Annotated in this window: 18 protein-coding genes; 9 read left to right on the top strand and 9 right to left on the bottom strand. The window is 71.6% G+C overall.

What is annotated here, in order from left to right:
- Positions 1–1,778 precede the first annotated feature (1,778 nt).
- The 3 genes from ABZ374_RS34130 to ABZ374_RS34120 form a co-directional block, all read right to left on the bottom strand.
- Positions 1,779–2,393 carry a DJ-1/PfpI family protein gene (locus tag ABZ374_RS34130; protein WP_360318667.1) on the bottom strand — a complete coding sequence of 205 codons (615 nt, stop codon included), beginning with the start codon at positions 2,391–2,393 and terminating at the stop codon, positions 1,779–1,781.
- Between the two features lie 84 nt (positions 2,394–2,477).
- On the bottom strand, positions 2,478–2,879 hold the full coding sequence (locus ABZ374_RS34125; protein ID WP_360318681.1) for a TIGR03618 family F420-dependent PPOX class oxidoreductase: 402 nt from the start codon (positions 2,877–2,879) through the stop codon (positions 2,478–2,480).
- A 122-nt stretch (positions 2,880–3,001) separates the two neighbouring features.
- The gene (locus ABZ374_RS34120; protein WP_360318664.1) at positions 3,002–3,829 is read right to left on the bottom strand and encodes an isocitrate lyase/phosphoenolpyruvate mutase family protein; all 828 of its coding nucleotides are present in this window, start codon (positions 3,827–3,829) and stop codon (positions 3,002–3,004) included.
- A 425-nt stretch (positions 3,830–4,254) separates the two neighbouring features.
- Here ABZ374_RS34120 and ABZ374_RS34115 point away from each other — a divergent pair, with 425 nt between their 5' ends.
- Positions 4,255–5,865, top strand: coding sequence for an AMP-binding protein (locus ABZ374_RS34115; RefSeq protein ID WP_360318661.1), 1,611 nt, complete (start codon positions 4,255–4,257; stop codon positions 5,863–5,865).
- Here the strand turns inward: ABZ374_RS34115 and ABZ374_RS34110 are convergent.
- Positions 5,862–6,677: a winged helix-turn-helix transcriptional regulator gene (locus tag ABZ374_RS34110; protein ID WP_360318659.1), complete on the bottom strand. Its 816-nt coding sequence runs from the start codon at positions 6,675–6,677 to the stop codon at positions 5,862–5,864. The two genes, ABZ374_RS34115 and ABZ374_RS34110, sit on opposite strands and share 4 nt — an antisense overlap.
- 143 nt (positions 6,678–6,820) lie before the next feature.
- Positions 6,821–7,429, bottom strand: coding sequence for a superoxide dismutase (locus ABZ374_RS34105; RefSeq protein ID WP_360318657.1), 609 nt, complete (start codon positions 7,427–7,429; stop codon positions 6,821–6,823).
- Positions 7,430–7,566: 137 nt separating this feature from the next.
- Between ABZ374_RS34105 and ABZ374_RS34100 the strand changes: the two genes are divergently transcribed.
- The 4 genes from ABZ374_RS34100 to ABZ374_RS34085 all read left to right on the top strand — a co-directional run bounded on the left by ABZ374_RS34100 (position 7,567) and on the right by ABZ374_RS34085 (position 10,300).
- Positions 7,567–8,619, top strand: a complete 1,053-nt coding sequence (locus tag ABZ374_RS34100; protein WP_360318655.1) for a questin oxidase family protein — start codon at positions 7,567–7,569, stop codon at positions 8,617–8,619.
- Positions 8,620–8,753: 134 nt separating this feature from the next.
- Entirely contained in the window at positions 8,754–9,014 is a 261-nt protein-coding gene (locus ABZ374_RS34095) for a hypothetical protein (protein ID WP_360318653.1), read from the top strand.
- A gap of 93 nt (positions 9,015–9,107) precedes the next feature.
- Positions 9,108–9,584, top strand: coding sequence for a nuclear transport factor 2 family protein (locus tag ABZ374_RS34090; protein ID WP_360318650.1), 477 nt, complete (start codon positions 9,108–9,110; stop codon positions 9,582–9,584).
- A gap of 68 nt (positions 9,585–9,652) precedes the next feature.
- Positions 9,653–10,300, top strand: coding sequence for a uridine kinase (locus ABZ374_RS34085; protein WP_360318647.1), 648 nt, complete (start codon positions 9,653–9,655; stop codon positions 10,298–10,300).
- An 18-nt stretch (positions 10,301–10,318) separates the two neighbouring features.
- Here the strand turns inward: ABZ374_RS34085 and ABZ374_RS34080 are convergent, their stop codons facing one another.
- The 3 genes from ABZ374_RS34080 to ABZ374_RS34070 all read right to left on the bottom strand — a co-directional run bounded on the left by ABZ374_RS34080 (position 10,319) and on the right by ABZ374_RS34070 (position 13,362).
- Complete coding sequence (locus tag ABZ374_RS34080) at positions 10,319–11,152, bottom strand: aldo/keto reductase (protein ID WP_360318644.1); 834 nt, start codon at positions 11,150–11,152, stop codon at positions 10,319–10,321.
- A gap of 308 nt (positions 11,153–11,460) precedes the next feature.
- The gene (locus ABZ374_RS34075) at positions 11,461–12,510 is read right to left on the bottom strand and encodes a lactonase family protein (protein ID WP_360318641.1); all 1,050 of its coding nucleotides are present in this window, start codon (positions 12,508–12,510) and stop codon (positions 11,461–11,463) included.
- Positions 12,511–12,705: 195 nt separating this feature from the next.
- Complete coding sequence (locus ABZ374_RS34070) at positions 12,706–13,362, bottom strand: TetR family transcriptional regulator (RefSeq protein WP_360318638.1); 657 nt, start codon at positions 13,360–13,362, stop codon at positions 12,706–12,708.
- A 79-nt stretch (positions 13,363–13,441) separates the two neighbouring features.
- On the opposite strand from ABZ374_RS34070, the gene ABZ374_RS34065 reads away from it, so the two are divergent.
- Complete coding sequence (locus ABZ374_RS34065; RefSeq protein WP_360318635.1) at positions 13,442–14,227, top strand: ATP-binding cassette domain-containing protein; 786 nt, start codon at positions 13,442–13,444, stop codon at positions 14,225–14,227.
- Between the two features lie 22 nt (positions 14,228–14,249).
- Positions 14,250–15,113, top strand: a complete 864-nt coding sequence (locus ABZ374_RS34060; protein ID WP_360318633.1) for an ABC transporter permease — start codon at positions 14,250–14,252, stop codon at positions 15,111–15,113.
- Between the two features lie 37 nt (positions 15,114–15,150).
- Here the strand turns inward: ABZ374_RS34060 and ABZ374_RS34055 are convergent, their stop codons facing one another.
- Entirely contained in the window at positions 15,151–16,128 is a 978-nt protein-coding gene (locus ABZ374_RS34055) for a YafY family protein (protein WP_360318630.1), read from the bottom strand.
- An 89-nt stretch (positions 16,129–16,217) separates the two neighbouring features.
- On the opposite strand from ABZ374_RS34055, the gene ABZ374_RS34050 reads away from it, so the two are divergent.
- Together ABZ374_RS34050 and ABZ374_RS34045 are read left to right on the top strand one after the other, a co-directional pair.
- Positions 16,218–16,640, top strand: a complete 423-nt coding sequence (locus ABZ374_RS34050; protein ID WP_360318627.1) for an SRPBCC domain-containing protein — start codon at positions 16,218–16,220, stop codon at positions 16,638–16,640.
- A 191-nt stretch (positions 16,641–16,831) separates the two neighbouring features.
- A complete protein-coding gene (locus ABZ374_RS34045; RefSeq protein ID WP_360318624.1) occupies positions 16,832–17,065 on the top strand; it encodes a hypothetical protein in 234 nt (77 codons plus the stop codon).
- The last annotated feature ends 27 nt before the right edge of the window (positions 17,066–17,092 follow it).

The raw sequence follows: 17,092 nt of genomic DNA, 5'->3' as shown, positions 1-17,092 counted from the left end.
GGCGCTCGGTGGGCGTTTCGGGTCGGCACCGCCGAGCGGAGAGCCATCCGCTAGCCCTGAAGAGTCACGACCCGGCCCCCGAAACGGCTCCCCGCACCCGGGGTTCCGCTGACCTGCGGTTTTGTGGGACCGGCCAGCGAGAGTGGGTGTCGCAGGCCGGGTTGCGCACTCCGGGGGCGGATTTCCGTGAGTCATGGCGCTCGGTGGGCGTTTCGGGTCGGCACCGCCGAGCGGAGAGCCATCCGCTAGCCCTGAAGAGTCACGACCCGGCCCCCGAAACGGCTCCCCGCACGCGAGGTTGCCCCTGACCTGCGGTTTTGCCTGACAAAGCGGCGAGAGCAGGTGCCGAGGGCCGGGTTGTGCACCCGGCAACCGAAACCACCCACTCACGGCCCGCTCTTCTCTTCCCCCTCCGCCACCACCCACCCACCGCCCGCCGAAACGCCCCGACCCACTCGGAAAGGCCCCTCGGCGAACCTCACCGGACCGCCCTCCCGCTCCGCCGTTGCCAGCGCCTTTCCGGCAAGCAACGCCCACCTCTCGCCGGGAGACCCAGGGCTCCTGACCGCCGGTGACCGTGGGACCGGGCTGATCTCCACCGATCCACGCCGACCGTTTAGCACTGAGCCATCCGCTACCGACCAAAACAGGACCGCCGGCCGAAAACTCCCGACCCACTCGGAATGGCTCCCCGGCGAACCCAACCGGACGGCCCTCCCGCTCCGCCGTTGCCAGCGCCTTTCCGGCGAGCAACGCCCGCGTCTCGCCGGGGAACCCAAGGCTCCCGGCCGCCGGCGACCACGGGACCAGGCCCACCTCCGCCAGCCCACGTCGACCGTTCAGCACAAAGCCACCCGCGCCCGACGCCACCGGACACTCATCGCACGCCGAAAGCGCCCGACCCACTCGGAATGGCTCCCCGGCGGACCTGACCGGACCGCCCCTCCCGCTGCGCCGTTGCCAGCGCCTTTCCCGCCGAGCAACGCCCGCGTCTCGCCGGGGAGTCCAGGGCTCCTGACCGCCGGTGACCCTGGGACCGGGCCAACCTCCGCCAATCCACGTCGACCGTTTAGCACAGAGCCACCCGCGCCCAGCCCCACCAAGACGCAACCGCCGGCAGCGAACACCCGACCCACCCGGAAAGGCTCCCCGGCGGACCTGACCGGACCGCCCCTCCGGCTCCGCCGTTGCCAGCGCCTTTCCCGCCGAGCAACGCCCGCGTCTCGCCGGGGAGTCCAGGGCTCCTGACCGCCGGTGACCCTGGGACCGGGCCAACCTCCGCCAATCCACGTCGACCGTTTAGCACAGAGCCACCCGCGCCCAGCCCCACCAAGACGCAACCGCCGGCAGCGAACACCCGACCCACCCGGGAAAGCCCCCAACGGACCCGACCGCACCGCCCTCCCGCTCCGCCGCACGGCAGGGCAGGGCAAGGCACGGCACGGCACGGCACGGCACGGCACCAAAGGCAATCCCAGCCCCAAACCGCAGCCTGGCGGCGCGACCGGCAGGCCGGCAGGCGGCCAAAGCGCAGTGCCCGCGCGACCGACGCCGCGCGCCGTCCCGCGCGCGGGACGGCCAGGGCGGGCACAGGTGCAACGGCGATGCCCAGCCGGGAAATCAACGCAGTCCACGCTTCGAACCGGGCGCCCTCGGTCACGGCCCAGGAAGCGGTGTTCGGTCGTCTGGTCGGCGCCGGGCGCGCGGGGGATCGGAAACGGGATCGGAAACGGGGATCGGGAAGCGGGAAGCAGGAAGCGGAGACCAGGGAGCCGGGCTCAGGCCATAGGGAGCAGAGTCGCCGTGTGAAGGACGGTGAAGACATGGTCGACCGTGGCGGCTTTTTCGCCGACCGGTGCCACGTAGTCGATCGCGGCGCGGGCCTTTGCTTCGCCGAGGGTGCGGGTGATGGTCCAGGCGGCCAGGTATTGGGAGGCCAGGCAGCCGCCGGCTGTGGCGATGTTGCCGGACGCGTGGAACGGGGCGTCCAGGACCTCGACTCCGGCCGCCTCGACCCACGGGCGGGAGGTCTCGTCGGTGCTGGCCGGCAGGCCGGTCAGCAGGCCGAGTCGGGCCAGGACCAATGCGCCCGAGCATTGTGAGCCGATGAGTTGGCGCGTGGGGTCGAGGGGCAGCGCCGCGAGGAGTCCGTCGTCGGCGACGACGTCGCGGGTCCTGATGCCGCTGCCGATCAGCACGACGTCGGCTTCCGGGATGAAGTCGAAGCCGCGTTGCCCGGTGACCTCGACGCCGTTCATCGACGTGACGGTCGGGGCAGGCGTCGTGATGTACGCGGTCAGGCCGTCCTTGCGGCAGCGGTTGACGATGGCCGCCGCCACGAAGCTGTCGAGTTCGTTGAAGCCGTCGAAGGTAACCACGGCGACCTGGGTCATCTGTGCATCCCCGTTCGGATCGGTGTGCCGACACTTCCCGGCAGGCTACGCCCCGACGCCCGACCGCCCCGACCTCGTCGCCCCCTAGACCGTCCCCAGTCGCCGCGTCACCGCGATCTCGATCACCACCCGCTCCGGGTTCACCCTCGGCTCCCGATAGCGCTCGGTATAGCGCCGAACCGCGTCGGCGACGGCCGCCGGGTCGCCGTTGATCGTCGCGATGCCTTCCAGCGTGGACCAGCGCCTCCCGGCCACCTGGGAGACCGCGACGCGGGCCCCCGTACCGGCCGCCAGCACGTTCCGGACCTTCTTGCTGGCACCGTGCGAGATGACCCGGGCGATCCCCGTCACGTGGTCGTATGTGGCGCCGACGGGCACCAGGTGCGGCGTGCCGTCGGGCCGGTGGGTGACCAGCAGACACAGGTGCCGTTCCTGCCAGAATTCCTGGAAATCCGGGGTGGTGGTCGGCGGAACGTGCAGCGTCATCGAGATCAGGTCTTTCACGATCGGGCGGGCCTGCCGGAGTCGGGCGAGACCGTTCCCGACCCGCCGACCAGCAGTATGACCCCACCGACCCGGGCGCCGAGCAACCCCTCCCCGCCCGCCCCTCAGTCGGCCCGATAAGCCTCCGACATCGCCTGCGCCTGCGCATACGTCGGCGCGCCGGCCGCTCCCGCCTCTTCGTCGCACGCGATCGCCCACGCAAGGTCCACCGCACTCCGCACCGCGACCCGGAACAACAACGACCCCGTACTGATCCGCCGCACGCCCAACTCCGCGAGCCGGGTCCGGGGCGGGCCGGTGGGGCTGTACAGGATGTTCAGCGGCGCGTCGGTGGCGCCCACCAAGGTCTCGATCGCGGCCTCGTCCCCGACGCCCGGCACGAACACGCCGTCCGCGCCCGCCGCCCGGTAGGCCCGAATCCGCCGCACCGTCTCGTCGAGCGAGGCACTCGGGCCGCCCACCCAGTAGGTGTCCGTGCGCGCGTTGACGAACAACGTCGGCGCCGCCTCCTTGAGCGCAGCGATCACCGCGACCTGGCGCCCCGCGTCGGTCAGCGACCCGTCGGCCCGCCCGTCCTCCAGGTTGACGCCGGCCACCCCCGCCCGCACCAACTCGGCGCCCAACGCCGCAACCTCCTCCGGGCGCTCGGCGAAGCCGCCCTCGATGTCGACGCTGACCGGAACCGGCAGCCGCGCGATGCCGATCCCGAGCCGTACCGTCTCCTCGCGCGTCCCGCCGACTCCGTCCGGCTTGCCCGCCGCGATCGCGACCCCCAGGCTCGTCGTCCCGATCGCCGCGAATCCGCGCTCGACCAGCGCCGCCGCCGAGGCGTGGTCCCACGCGTTGGGCAACACCAGCGGCGCCCCGGCCCGATGCAGGGCACAAAACTCCGCGAAGCGATCGGCATTGACGGCCTGGTTCGTACTGCTCATCGAGCGTGCCCTCCGGATCGACGGCGACCGCGCCGAACGCGGCCGAACCCTGCCGATCCTCCCCCACCCCCGCCCACCCCGGCATCCGCCTTTCCACCCACCCGACGGCAAACCAGGCCGGCCCGAGCACCCCCCGAGCAAGCAACCAAGCCCGCCCGAATGCCTCCCGAGCAAACCACCAGGCCCACCCGGGCACCCCTGGAACAAACAGCCAGAGCCCGCCTAAACACCCCCCCCCGACCACACAGCCAGAGCCCGCCCAAGCACCCCCGACCACACAACCAGAAGCCGCCCAAGCACCCCCCAAGCAAACAGCCGAGGCCCACCCCGGCGTCCTCCCGGGCGAACGCACGACAACGTCACCCCTTCGAGCCCCGTCCGGGCACCTGCGATAACGTCCCGCGAGAACGAGGGAGGCCTGCCCGATGCTGCTGCACGAGATCCTGGTCGACGCGGCTCGGGAGGTACCCGACCGCACCGCCCTGATCGTCCCCACCCACACCCCACGCACGCACACGGGGCACACCGAGCACACGGAGCACACCGCAGCCCGGCACCCTGCGGCCCGGCACCCCGCCGCCCCGCAGCCGGCGGCCCAACACACCGTCTGGACCTTCGCCGAGCTGGCCGCCCACTCCCGCGCGCTCGCCGCCACCGTCGCGCGCCGGACCTCCCCCGGAGCCCGGGTGGGGATCCTCGCGCACAACCGGGCCGAGTACGTCGCTGCCTACTACGGCGTCCCCTGGGCCGGCCGGGTGCTGGTCCCGCTCAATCCCAGGTTGCACCCGCGCGAGTGGGCCGATCAGTTGGCCCGCTCGGGCGCCGAACTGCTGCTCGGCGACGCCGAACCGATGGCCCGGCTCGGCTGGACCGGGGGCCCGAGCCTGGAGTTGGGCGAGGCCGTCACCGAATCCGCCCATGGCGAGCCCGAGTTCACCCCGGCCACCGACGAAACCGCGCTGACCTGGCTGCTGTTCACGTCGGGCACCACCGGCCGGCCCAAGGGCGTCCGGCTCACCCATCGCAGCCTGACCGCCTCGATGCGCACCTCGCTCGCCTGCCGCCCGGTCGACCCGGACGCCGTCGTACTGACCCCGTTCCCGCTCGCGCACGTGGCCGGCTACCAGGTGCCGGCCCACCATCTGATGCGCCGCCCGGTGGTCGTACTGCATCGCTACGAACCGGCCGAACTGGCGCAGGTGATCCGCGAGTTCGACGTCACCAACCTCTCCCTCGCGCCGACCATGATCGATGCGCTGCTCGATCACGTGCACGAGGGCGACGGGTTGCGCGAGCGAATCCGCTCGATCAGCTACGGCGCCTCGCCGATCACGCCCGAGCTGATCCGCCGAGTCGACCGGATGCTCGGCTGCGCCCTGGGCCAGGGCTACGGCATGACCGAACTCTCCGGCAACGCGGTGTTCCTGAGCGCCGCCGACCACCGCCCCGAGTTGTACGCGGCGGCCGGTCGGCCCGGGCCGGGCGTCGAGATCCGCATCGTCGACGACGCGGGCCGGCCGCTGCCGACCTGCGCCACCGGCGAGATCTCGGTGCGCTCCGAGCAGGTCGCGGACGGCTACTGGCAGGTGGACACCGGCGAGTTCGCGGCCGGCTGGTTCCGCACCGGCGATCTGGGCCGGTTCGATGCCGACGGCTACCTGTACGTCCTCGATCGCAAGAAGGACGTGATCATCACCGGCGGCGAGAACGTCAGCGCCCGCGAGGTGGAGGCGGTCTTGCGCACCCATCCGGACGTCCGCGACGTCGCGGTGGTCGGCGAACCGGACACCCGGTGGGGCGAACGGGTGGTCGCGGTGGTCGTCCCGACCCCGGATCGCCCCGTCGACCCGGACGCCCTCGTCACCCTGTGCCGCGCGCACCTGGCCGGCTTCAAGGTCCCGCGCCGCGTCGTGTTCACCGACGCCCTCCCGGTCACCGGCACCGGCAAGGTCAGCAAACCCGCCCTACGCGAACAACTCGCGGAAGCCCAGCCATCCTCGCGGAACACGCCCAACCATCTCGCGGAACACGCCTAACCACCGGCCTCACCCGGCGCACCCGACTCACCGGGTTCAGCGGACCCACCGGACTCGGCGGACTCGGCGGACTCGGCGGACTTACCGGACTCGGCGAGACCACGGGAACCACCGGAACCACCGGAACCACCGGAAGCACCGGAAGCACCGGAAGCACCGGAACCGCCAACCACCGGCCGAATCTCATAAGCGCAATGCGGCGCCCCCGCCACCATATGGCTGACCCGCCGCACCTCGGTATCCGGCAACGCCTCCCGCAGGAAGGCCAGTTCCGAGGAGCACGCGGTCCCGCACCGGATCGCCACGTCGAAGATCGCGCAGTTCTGCTCGACGATCAACCACCCGCCGCCGTCGGCCAACGGTTGCGCGGCGGCCAGGTAGCCGTCCTCGTCCAGGATCGCGGCTATCGCGGCCACCCGATCGGCCAGCTCCGGCGCGGTGGTCCGGGCCCGGGCCCGTTCCAGCCGCCGCTCGCGCCGACGGTCGAACAACCGGTCCACGAAACCGGGTTCCTCGGCCTGCGCGGTCTCCAGCAGGTCGCCGACCAGGTCGCCGTAGCGCCGGGGGAAGAGGTTCTCCCCGGCCGCGGTCAGCCGATACACGTGCTTGGGCCGGCCCGGCCCGAGTCGGGCCTGCCGATGGGTCACATAGCCCTCGGCGACCAGTCCGGCCAATTGTTGCCGCATGCCGCTCGCGGTCATCCCGACCGCGTCGGCCAACTCTTCCGCCCGCAGTTCGCCCGCGCCCTTGAGGTGCCGCAATATCTCGCGCCGGGTCTCGGGCAACAGTGCGAACGCGTCCTGCTCGGTCACCGCTCGCTCCTCTCGTCCACCCCGAGTCTCCCGAGTGCGTGTGCGTGCGCGCCGGTGCGCGTGCGCCGACGCCGCGGGCCCGCCGACGTCGGACAGGGCCGCACGGGAGGCATCCCGCGCGGCCCCGGACCGAACGCCGTTCCTCAGGCGCCCTTGGCGGCCGAGAGGCGGGCGGCGACGTCGTCCCAGTTGAAGACGTTCCACACGGCCTTGAAGAAGTCCGCCTTGACGTTCTTGTACTGGAGGTAGAAGGCGTGCTCCCACGCGTCGATCGCCAGCAGCGGCACGGTGCCCTGCGGGATGTTGCCCTGGTGGTCGTAGACCTGGGTGACCACGATGCGCTGCGAGAGCGGCTCCCACGCGGCGACGGACCAGCCCGAGCCCTGCACGGTCATCGCGGTCTGCGTCATGTGCGCGCGGAACTGCTCGAAGCCGCCGAAGTCGACGCCGATCTGCTCGGCGAGGTCACCGGTGGGCTCGCCGTTGCCGGTCGGGCCGAGGTTGGTCCAGAACAGGCTGTGCAGCACGTGACCCGAGACGTGGAAGGCCAGGTCCTTCTCCAGCTTGGAGATGGTGCCGTAGGCCTCCTTGTCGCGGGCGTCCGCGATCTGCTCCAGGGCGGTGTTGGCACCGGTCACATACGCCGCGTGGTGCTTGTCGTGGTGCAGCTCCATGATCGCGCCGCTGATGTGCGGCTCCAGGGCGGCGTAGTCGTAGGTGAGGTCGGGGAGCGTGTAGACCGTGTCGGCCACGGGAGTTCCTCCTGCGCAGTGGTTGCGGTGACGTGCTCGACCCTATGCTTCTCACCGGAGGCCGGGCAAGTTAGGCAAGACTTAACTGTCCTAACCGGAGTCCCCCGGTCCACTCGAAGCAGACAAAGGAGTTGACGGTGCATCAGCAAGCCGCCGAAACCTTGGACGAAGCGTTCGAACGTCTACATCGCACCGGTTCCGAGTTCGACGACAAGTTGTCCAATCACGGACCGATGGCCGTCGAGGCGCTCGTGCACTCGGGCCAGTGGGAAGCCGTGCCCGCTTGGTTGGACGTTTACACCACCCGGCTCGAACCGGTGGCCCGCCCGACCGAGCGCATCGCCCGGGACGGGTGGCGCGAGGCGCTGGGCGACCGCGCCCGCGACGGGGACTGGATCGCGCTGTTCACCGACGAGATCGCCGAACAACCGTGGCGCGAGGTGCTCGCGTTGTGGTGGCCGCGCCTGCTCCCGGGCCTGCCCGGCGGCGCCACGCACGGCGTGATCCGGGTCGGACACGCGGTCCGCGCGCTGCTGGAGGCGGGCGAGAGCCCGGTCCGGCTCGCCGAGTTCGCACACGCGATGGCGTACTTCGCCTCCAGCAACCAGGCCCTGCCCGAACTGCCTCGGCTCGCGGGGGGCCGCACGCCGTTCGACGCCCTGGACGCGGTGCCGCCGCTGCCCGCCGGCGAGAAGGGCCACATCAACCGGCGGCTCGACTTCCTGGCCGGCTGGGACCGCTGGCTCACCGCGACCCTGTCGGTGCGCACGGCCGACACCCCCGAGGAGGCGCAATCGCTGCTGGCGGACACGGTGCACGCGGCCACCCTGCGCTATCTGCGTCGCGGACACGGCAACGCCGTGATGAACGTGCACGGCGTGACCGCCCCCAACGCGGTGCTGCGGGTGTTGCCCGCGCTGCCGACCGAGTTGTGGATCCCCTCGTACACGGCCGCGTGGGCCACGAGCAGCGCGGTCTTCGCGGTGTACATGGCGCCCGAGGACGGGCCGGAGCCGCCCGCTCCGGCGGCCGATGCCGCGGCCGCGATGGAGAGCGCGTGCGCGCACGGCGACGAGCACGTGATCAAGCTGGCGGACACCGCGGCGGATGTGCACGCGCGCTCCGACGACGCGCGGGCGTTGTCCGCCGGGGTGCTCGCGGCGGGCCTGGTGCGGCCGCTGCGGGAGTGATCGAGCGGGGCGCGTCGCGCGACACGCCCTCGTCCGAGTGAGATTCCCCCACTCGGCGCAGCGGATTCCGTTCGCTGGTCCCCTACGGACCGCCCGCACGGACACCCCGTACGGGACCGACGAACGGAGTTCCGATGCGCATCACCACCCTGCTCGCCGCCGCGGCCGGCGGCGCCCTGCTCGCCCTGGCCGCCACCGGGCCCGCGCTCGCCGACGGCCGCGCGGACACCCTGACCAGCGAAACCCGCCAGGTCGGGCAGATCAACGAGGACGACGTGATCAAGGAACTGCGGCCTGCCGTGCTGGGCATCCACCAGGGCGTCTCCGGCGGCTTCGTCGAGGTCCCGCCGCCGCACGTGACGGCACCGCAGATGCCGCCGCTGCCCGACTTCTAGGGCGATCCGCCACCCCGCGTCGGCCGCCGAGTTTCGCTGACGCACCGTCAGATACCTCTGGATCTCGGCCGCCGACCGCACTACCGTCCGCCCATGACCCAGACATCGAAGGACCCGGCCGGGACATCCACGGACCTCGAGGAACGCAGGCGTACCGTCGAGAACTTCTGGCGGGGCGTGGACACCCACGACTGGGACCTGGTGGCGTCCACCCTCGCCGACGACTTCGTGCGCGTCGGCATGCGGGACAACGCCGAGGACACCTGCGAGGGCAAGGAGGCGTACCTGCGCTTCGTCTCCACCGTCACCGGTCGGATGGCGCAGCACGAACTGCGCTCGCGGTTCACCTTCCTCAGCGAGGACGGCCGATACGCGTTCAACGAGGCGGTCGAGTCGATCCGGCCGACGCCGACGGACGACCTCCTGGTGATGCGCTTCGCGAACTACCTCGAACTGAACGACGAGGGCCTGATCGTGCGACTGGACATCTTCTGGAAGACGCCGCCGTACATGCCGCCGGACTGGATCACCGTGGACGCGACCCTGGAGCGCGATCCGCGGGGCGACTGAACGCGCGCACCCGGGTCGGCCCAGAATGTAGCCATGATCGAACCCGACGCCCCCCGCCCGGCGCGCCGATGGTGAACGCCCGACCGCTCACCCCGGCCGCCCTGGTGGACGAACTCGTCGCGGCGATCACCGACCGCGCGGGCGACCGCCGATGGACCCGGGTCGCCGTGGACGGCGCGGACGCGGCCGAACCCGGCGCCGTCGCCGACACGCTGGTCGCGCCGCTGCGCCTGCTGGGACATCCGGTGTTGCGGGTGGCGGCGCGCGACTTCCTGCGCCCCGCGTCGGTGCGCCTGGAGTACGGGCACACCGACGCGGAGTCGTATCTGTGGGGCTGGCTGGACGACGCCGGATTGCGCCGGGAGGTGCTCGAACCGCTCGGCCCGGACGGCACCGGCCGGGTGTTGCCCAGCCTGTGGGACGCCGCCCGGGATCGGGCCACCCGCGCCGCGTACACCACCCTGCCCGAGGGCGGGGTCCTGCTCCTGGACGGGCCGCTCCTGCTCGGCAAGGGGCTGCCGTTGGAACTGACCGTGCACCTGTGGTTGTCCCCGGGCGCGCTGCGCAGGCGTACGCCGGCCGAGGACGCCTGGACGCTGGAGGCGCTGACCCGCTACGCGGACGAGGTCGTGCCCGCGACCGAGGCCGACCTGCTGGTGCGCTACGACCACCCCGCCCACCCGGCCCTGATCGAGCCGGACCGCCGCCGACCCTGATCCCGCGCCGGACCGGGCCTAGTTGAGCGTGTCCGGGTCCGGGCCCATCCGGCCGCCGCGGTCCAGGGCCTGGATCGCGTCCAGGTCGGCGGAGCTCAGTTCGAAGTCGAACACCTCGAAGTTCTCCCGGATTCGGGACGGGGTGACCGACTTGGGGATCACGATGTTGCCGAGCTGAAGGTGCCAACGCAGTACGACCTGGGCGGTGGTCCGGCCGTGCGCGCGGGCCACCTCGGCGATCACCGGGTCGGCCAGCAGGTCGCCGCCCTGACCCAGCGGGCTCCACGCCTCGGTCGCGATCGCGTGCGCGCGGTCGTACCCGCGCACCTTGGTCTGCTGGAGGTAGGGGTGCAGTTCGACCTGGTTGACCGCGGGCACCACGGCAGTGTGTTCGAGCAGTCGGGTCAGGTGGTCGGGCTGGAAGTTGGATACGCCGATCGTGCGTACCCGGCCGTCCGCGAGCAGCTTCTCGAACGCCCGCCAGGTGTCCAGGTAGCGGTCCCGGTTCGGGGTCGGCCAGTGGATCAGGTACATGTCCACGTAGTCCAGGCCGAGTTTGGCCACGCTCTCGTCGAACGCGGTCAGGGTCGAGTCGTAGCCCTGGGCGTTGTTCCACAACTTGGTCGTCACGAACAGGTCCGCCCGCGGCACGTCGGAGGCGGCCAGCGCGCGACCGACGCCCGTCTCGTTGCCGTAGGCGGCGGCGGTGTCGATGCTGCGGTAGCCCACCTCCAGCGCGGTCTCCACGGCGGTGGTCGCCTTGTCGTTCTCGACCTGGAAGACCCCGAAGCCGAGTTGCGGGATGGTGGTGCCGTTGTTCAGGGTGATGTCGGGTACGGGGGTCGGGCTCATGGTTGGGATCGTCCTTCGTCGCAGGGGTCGGGAGGGATGACCCGGCGTCGGCCGGGCAGCCGATCGGGCTGCTCGACCGATCGGCCCGCAGCGCCCGAGTCACCCTGCCCGCTCTGCCCGCTGAGCGCGTTCCGCACACCGGGCATACGCACCGCCACGACGCGCAAGCGGGTGGACGCAGGCCCGATCGGCCCCGGCTCGGCCGCCGTTCGAGAACACCCGAAGCCCCGGCTGCGTGCCACCCGCAGCCGCACCGGCGAACGCCGGACGAGCCGTCCCGCCCGTCCGGCGCCGAGGACCCCGTCCCCCTACACCAGAATGCTCGTCGGGCTCCCGGTCGAAAGCGCGACCCCCAACGCCGTCAGCCGCCCCGACTCCGGATCGCAGCGGAACCCGGTGACCGTGTCCCCGCGCTGATTCGCCACGTACAACACGTCGCCCACCAACGCCAGATCCCGAGGCCAGGCCCCGCCGCCCGGCACCTCCTCGACGAGCGCCAACTCCGCGCCGTCCACCGCGAGCACCGAGATCGTGTCCGGCCCCCGGTTCGCCACGTACACGAACCGCCCGTCCGCCGCCGCGACGATCCCCGACGGCGCGCCCTCGCCGCCCGAGAGCACGAACGGCTTGCCCGCCACCGTGAGCGCCCCCGTGCGCGGATCGCTGCGCAGCGGCGTGACCGTCGTGTTCAACTCCCCGGCGAGCCAGGCGAGATCGTTCGGCCCGTAGGCGATGTGTCGGGGCCCGGTCCCCGGCGGCAGTGTCACCTTCGGCCCCTCCGCGATCGTGCCCGCCTCGGCGTCGAAGCGCAGGTGGTACACGGTGTCCGAGCCCAGGTCGCACACCACGAGCCACTCGCCGCCGGCCGCGAACGTCACCTGGTGGGCGTGCGAGGACGCCTGGCGGTCCTTCACCGGGCCGGACCCGGTCAACCGCACGTGCGTCGCCGCCTCGCCGAGCGTGCCGTCGTCGGCGATCGGGTGCACGGTGACGCTGCCGCCGCCGTAATTGGCCACCACCACGAACCGCCCGGTGGGTTCGGCCGCGAGGTGACACGGTCCCGCGCCGAGCGTGGACACCTCGCCCAACGGCACCAGCCGTTCGTCCTGCACCGAGTAGGCGCCGACCGCGCCCTCGCCGCCCCGCTCGCTGACCGCGTAGAGGAAACGACCCGAGGGGTGCCGGGCCACGTACGAGGGCGAGATCGCCGGGATCACCGCGGAGGGCGTGCCGAGCAGCCCGGTCGCCGGGTCCTGTCGGCACACCGTGATGCCGCTGCCGTGCCCCTCCATGTCGGGGGTGTACGCACCCACGTACACGAGCGGTCCGCGTCGGTCGGAAGCATTTGGTGAGGTCACACGGTTCTCCTGTTGTCTGGCCTGGGGCGGCTGTGGCAACCGACCGTCGATCGAGTCACGATCCGACGGCCGAGCATGCATCCGTCGAGCCGGCGGAGCCGACCACGCAGATCATCGCGGATCGATCGCCTCGTCGCCGCCGATGTCATGCTCCTCCCCGACCCCGTCGCCGGCACACCCCGCCGCGGGTCCGGGTCACCGCCGGGTGCGGACCGCGTAGTCCCACACCTCGGCGCTCAACAACGATTCGACCGCGTCGAGTTGCGCGAGCGCTTGCGCGGCCGTCGCGTCCACCCCGACGCCGGCCGCGATTTGCCGGCCGATGCCGCGGAAGACGGCCTGCTGGATGCCGGCGAGTTGCCCGGCGATCAGGGTCGGCACCGGGTCCCCCGGCTCCGCGCCCGCCTCTTCGGCGAGCGTGGCGCCGAGCACGTCCGCGCCCAGTTGCTGCATCCGCCACAGCCGGGCCATCAGCGCCGGCGACCCCTGCATGACCTTCATGAAGCGCTCGTAGCCCTCGACCAGGCCCACGTACGGCGAGCGATCCTCGACGTCCCGGCGCAGCGCGTCCAGCACCGCGCGGGCCGCGGACTGGCCCACCGCCCGCTCGCGCACGATCCGGGCCGCCCGGTCGACGACCTCGGACTCGCGGTCGAAGAACAGGTCTTCCTTGGCCGGGAAGTAGTTGTAGACGGTGTTCACGGACACCTCGGCCGCGTCGGCGATCTGGGCGACGGTCACCGCGTCGAACCCGCGTTCCAGGAACAGACCGGTCGCGACGTCGGAGATGTGCGTGCGGGTGCGCCGCTTCTTGCGCTCGCGCAGCCCTTCGGCGGGTTCCGAGTCCGTCATGCATCCATCCTAGCCTTCATGGGGTCATTTTAATTTTGGGGTCGTTGCAAAATTTTAATGACTATGTTTCGGTAGTCGCATGACACCGGTCATCCACACCACCGGGCTCGCCCGGACCTTCACGACCAAGCGCGGCACCGTCGAGGCCGTCCGCGGCATCGACCTGACCGTCCCGGCAGGCGAGATCCTGGGCTTCCTGGGTCCCAACGGCGCCGGCAAGACCACCACCCTGCGCATGCTCACCACCCTGCTGGCCCCCACCGGCGGCAGCGCCACCGTGGCCGGCCACGACCTGCTGCGCGACCCGGCGGGCGTACGCAGGCGGATCGGCTACGTCGCCCAGTCCGGCGGCGTCGACCCCGCCGTGTCGGTACGCGAGGAACTGACCACCCAGGCCCGGCTGTACCGGCTGGACCAGGCGCAGGCCCGGGCCCGCACCACCGAGTTGGCCGCCGACCTGGATCTGTCCGACCTGCTCGACCGCCCGTGCGCCGCACTCTCCGGCGGACAACGCCGCCGACTCGACATCGCGATGGGCCTGGTGCACCACCCCGACGTGCTCTTCCTGGACGAGCCCACCACGGGCCTGGATCCGGGCAGCCGCGTCGACCTGTGGGATCTGGTCCGTCGGATCCGTGACGAATGGGGCACCACGGTGTTCCTGACCACGCATTACCTGGACGAGGCCGACGCGCTCGCGGACCGGCTCGTGGTGGTCGACCGCGGCCTCGTCGTCGCCCAGGGCACGGCGCACGCGCTCAAGACCGAGTACACGGGTTCCCCCGACTCCTCGCTCCAGGACGCGTTCATCGCCATCACCGGTCGGCGCACCCCCGCGCCGAACGAGACTCCGATCGCCGTCTGACCCGGCAGAGGTAGCCATGTCCATGCCATCCACACCGTCGACGCCCACCCCACCGCCGACCCCGGCCGCGGCGTCGCCGCCGGCGGCCCGCGACGCCGCGACCACAACACCGGGGCGACCGGAGCCGGCCGCGGCCGCGGCCTTCGTGTCGGACACGCTGCTGATCTTCGGCCGCTACCTGCGCCAGACCGTGTCGGCCAGGATCGGCCTGATCTTCGGGATCGTCCAGCCGCTGCTGTTCCTGATCCTGTTCGGCCCGCTCCTGCGCGACGTCCCACTCGGCGGCGAGGGCGACTCCTGGCAGACCCTGGTGCCCGGCCTGCTGGTCCAGCTCGGGCTGTTCAGCGCGGCGTTCGCGGGCTTCGGGATCCTGATCGAGAAGCAGTACGGCGTGGTCGAGCGCATGCGGGTCACGCCCGTGAGCCGACTCGCGCTGCTGCTGGGGCGCGTGCTCAAGGACATCGTCCAGATGCTCGTCCAGTCGGTGGTGCTGGTCGTGGTCGGCGTGGCGTTCGGGCTGCGCGCGCCGCTGCTCGGCGTGTTGATCGCGTTCGGTTTCGTCGCGTTGATGACCGCCTCGCTCGCGTCGCTGTCCTACGCGCTGGCGATGCGGGTGGACAGCCCGCAGGAGTTCGCCCCGGTGGTGAACTCGGTGAACCTGCCGGTGATGTTGCTGTCCGGCATCCTGCTGCCGATGTCGCTGGCCCCGGGCTGGCTGGACGGCATCTCCCGGGCCAACCCGCTGCGCTACCAGGTGCAGGCGGTGCGCTCCGCGTTCGTGGGCGACTACGGCGGCACGGTGGGCATGGGCGTGCTGACCGCGCTCGGATTGGCCGCGGTGTCGCTGGTGCTGGGCGTACGCGTGTTCCGCCGCGCCGGCGCGTAGTCGGCCGACCGTTTCGGGGCGACGGCCGCGCGGGCGCTCAGGCGTATCGCGCCGCCGTCGCCCGCGCGGCGTCGGCCAGTGCCGCGCGCAGTTCGGGCGGGCCCAGGACCTCGACGTTCGGACCGAGTTGCAGCAGTTCCGCCACCGCCACCTCGATCGACTCGATCGGCAGGTCGGCCCGGACCCGGCCGTCCGGCAGCGGCTTCCCCGCACTCGCCTCCACGGTGTCCGCCACGTACGCCCCGAACAGGTCGCGTACCCACGCGTACACATCCGGGTTGATCAGCACGTCCGCGCGGATCGCCCGCAGTTGTTCGACGAAGTCCCGAGACCAGTCCTGCCAATAGGTGGGCAGGTCGAAGTCCGGGTCACGCTCGAACACTTCGTCGAGCACCTCCAGTTCCTCGATCCGCACCACCCGGTACGTACGATCGCGATGCTCGCCCGCCTGCACCGTGCGGGCCACCAGGTACCACGCGCCCGCCTTGAGCACGAGCCCGTACGGCTCCAGTTCGCGGGTCACCTCGCCCCGCCAGCGCCGGTAGTGCACCCGGATCCGTCGGTCGGTCCACACCGCGGCGGCGATCCGGGCCAGATCGGGCGAGCGGTCCGCCTCGCGATACCAACCCGGCGTGTCCAGATGGAAGCGCAGTTGCGCTCGGTTCACTCGCCCGCGAAGCTCCGCGGGCAGCCCCGCCTGCAGCTTGAGCTGCGCGGACGCCACCACCGCGCCCAGCCCCAACTCGGCCGCGGGCCCCGGCAGGCCGGCCAGGAAGAGCGCGTCCGCCTCGTCGTGGGTGAGGCCGTTGATCCGCGTGCGAAAACCCTCCAGCAACCGATATCCGCCGGCCGACCCACGCTCGGCGTACACCGGCACACCCGCCGCGCCGAGCGCCTCCACATCGCGGTAGACGGTGCGGACCGACACCTCCAACTGCTCGGCCAGTTCGGTCGCGGTGACCAGCCCCCTGGTTTGCAACGTCATCAGGATGGTCAGCAGTCGGCTCGCGCGCATGATCACCAGTGTTGCGCATACCTGACCGTTGTTGACAGGTATCGGCAGAGACCGAGCGACGCGGGCACGTCACCGGAAAGGCTTGGACCATGAGCGACACCACCGGCCGAACGCAGGACGCGGGCTATCAAATCGGCGTGTCCAAGACACTCCCGTATCCCGTCGAGCAGGTGTGGGAGTTGATCACCTCCGCCGCCGGCCTGGCCCTGTGGCTGGGCGAGGACGTGGACCTGACCCCGACCCGGGGCGCGCCGTACCGCACCGCCGACGGCAGCACCGGCGAGGTGCGCGGGTGGCGCGAGACGGACCGGATCCGGGTGACGAGCCGGGTGCCGGACTGGGATCACGACACGACCGTGCAGGTCGCGATGAGCGCGAGCGGGCCGGGACGGACGGTCCTGCGGTTCCACCAGGAGTGGTTGTCCGACGCCGGGGAGCGGGCCCGGCAGCGCACCCACTGGCAGGGCGTGATGGCGGCGGTCGAACGGGCGTTGGCAGCGCCGAACGAGTGAAATGCGTCGGCGAACCGGTGCACTTCCGTTCGGGATCTTCGTATCCGTGTCATTCGTTGATCGACCATCGAAGGATTTCGGCGGCGCGAGGCGGGTCGGCAGGGCCCGACCTCGCGGCCGAGGTCTCGATACGGCAGTGGATCCCGGTACGGCAGCGATGTCCGTCCGGAATGGGAACGGAGAACGGCGCGATGAGCGGCTTCCTCGACAAGGCCAAGAAGATGGCCGAAGACACCATGAACACCGGCAAGCACAAGGTCGAGGAGGTCCAGGTGAGCCGGGAGGCGGGCACCCTGCTCAAGCAGTTGGGCACCGCCTACTGGAAGGAGCAGCGCAGCGGCGGCTCGCACGAGGAGGTCACCCGGGCGCTCGCCGCTCTGGACGAACACGTGGCCAAGCACGGCGACGCGGCACTGCGCGGCTGAACCGGCCCGAATCGACGACGGCCGACG

Source organism: Embleya sp. NPDC005971, assembly GCF_040629175.1.
Taxonomy (GTDB): domain Bacteria; phylum Actinomycetota; class Actinomycetes; order Streptomycetales; family Streptomycetaceae; genus Embleya.
This window is presented reverse-complemented; position numbering and strand designations above follow the sequence as displayed.

Bases quoted from the DNA above. Each gene is read 5' to 3' on its own strand.
- ABZ374_RS34070 (WP_360318638.1), bottom strand. From the start codon at position 13,362: ATGACGGACTCGGAACCCGCCGAAGGGCTGCGCGAGCGCAAGAAGCGG.
- ABZ374_RS34120 (WP_360318664.1), bottom strand. From the start codon at position 3,829: ATGAGCAGTACGAACCAGGCCGTCAATGCCGATCGCTTCGCGGAGTTT.
- ABZ374_RS34095 (WP_360318653.1), top strand. From the start codon at position 8,754: ATGCGCATCACCACCCTGCTCGCCGCCGCGGCCGGCGGCGCCCTGCTC.
- ABZ374_RS34050 (WP_360318627.1), top strand. From the start codon at position 16,218: ATGAGCGACACCACCGGCCGAACGCAGGACGCGGGCTATCAAATCGGC.
- ABZ374_RS34065 (WP_360318635.1), top strand. From the start codon at position 13,442: ATGACACCGGTCATCCACACCACCGGGCTCGCCCGGACCTTCACGACC.
- ABZ374_RS34085 (WP_360318647.1), top strand. From the start codon at position 9,653: ATGGTGAACGCCCGACCGCTCACCCCGGCCGCCCTGGTGGACGAACTC.
- ABZ374_RS34130 (WP_360318667.1), bottom strand. From the start codon at position 2,393: ATGACCCAGGTCGCCGTGGTTACCTTCGACGGCTTCAACGAACTCGAC.
- ABZ374_RS34045 (WP_360318624.1), top strand. From the start codon at position 16,832: ATGAGCGGCTTCCTCGACAAGGCCAAGAAGATGGCCGAAGACACCATG.
- ABZ374_RS34090 (WP_360318650.1), top strand. From the start codon at position 9,108: ATGACCCAGACATCGAAGGACCCGGCCGGGACATCCACGGACCTCGAG.
- ABZ374_RS34060 (WP_360318633.1), top strand. From the start codon at position 14,250: ATGCCATCCACACCGTCGACGCCCACCCCACCGCCGACCCCGGCCGCG.
- ABZ374_RS34115 (WP_360318661.1), top strand. From the start codon at position 4,255: ATGCTGCTGCACGAGATCCTGGTCGACGCGGCTCGGGAGGTACCCGAC.
- ABZ374_RS34055 (WP_360318630.1), bottom strand. From the start codon at position 16,128: ATGCGCGCGAGCCGACTGCTGACCATCCTGATGACGTTGCAAACCAGG.
- ABZ374_RS34080 (WP_360318644.1), bottom strand. From the start codon at position 11,152: ATGAGCCCGACCCCCGTACCCGACATCACCCTGAACAACGGCACCACC.
- ABZ374_RS34125 (WP_360318681.1), bottom strand. From the start codon at position 2,879: ATGACGCTGCACGTTCCGCCGACCACCACCCCGGATTTCCAGGAATTC.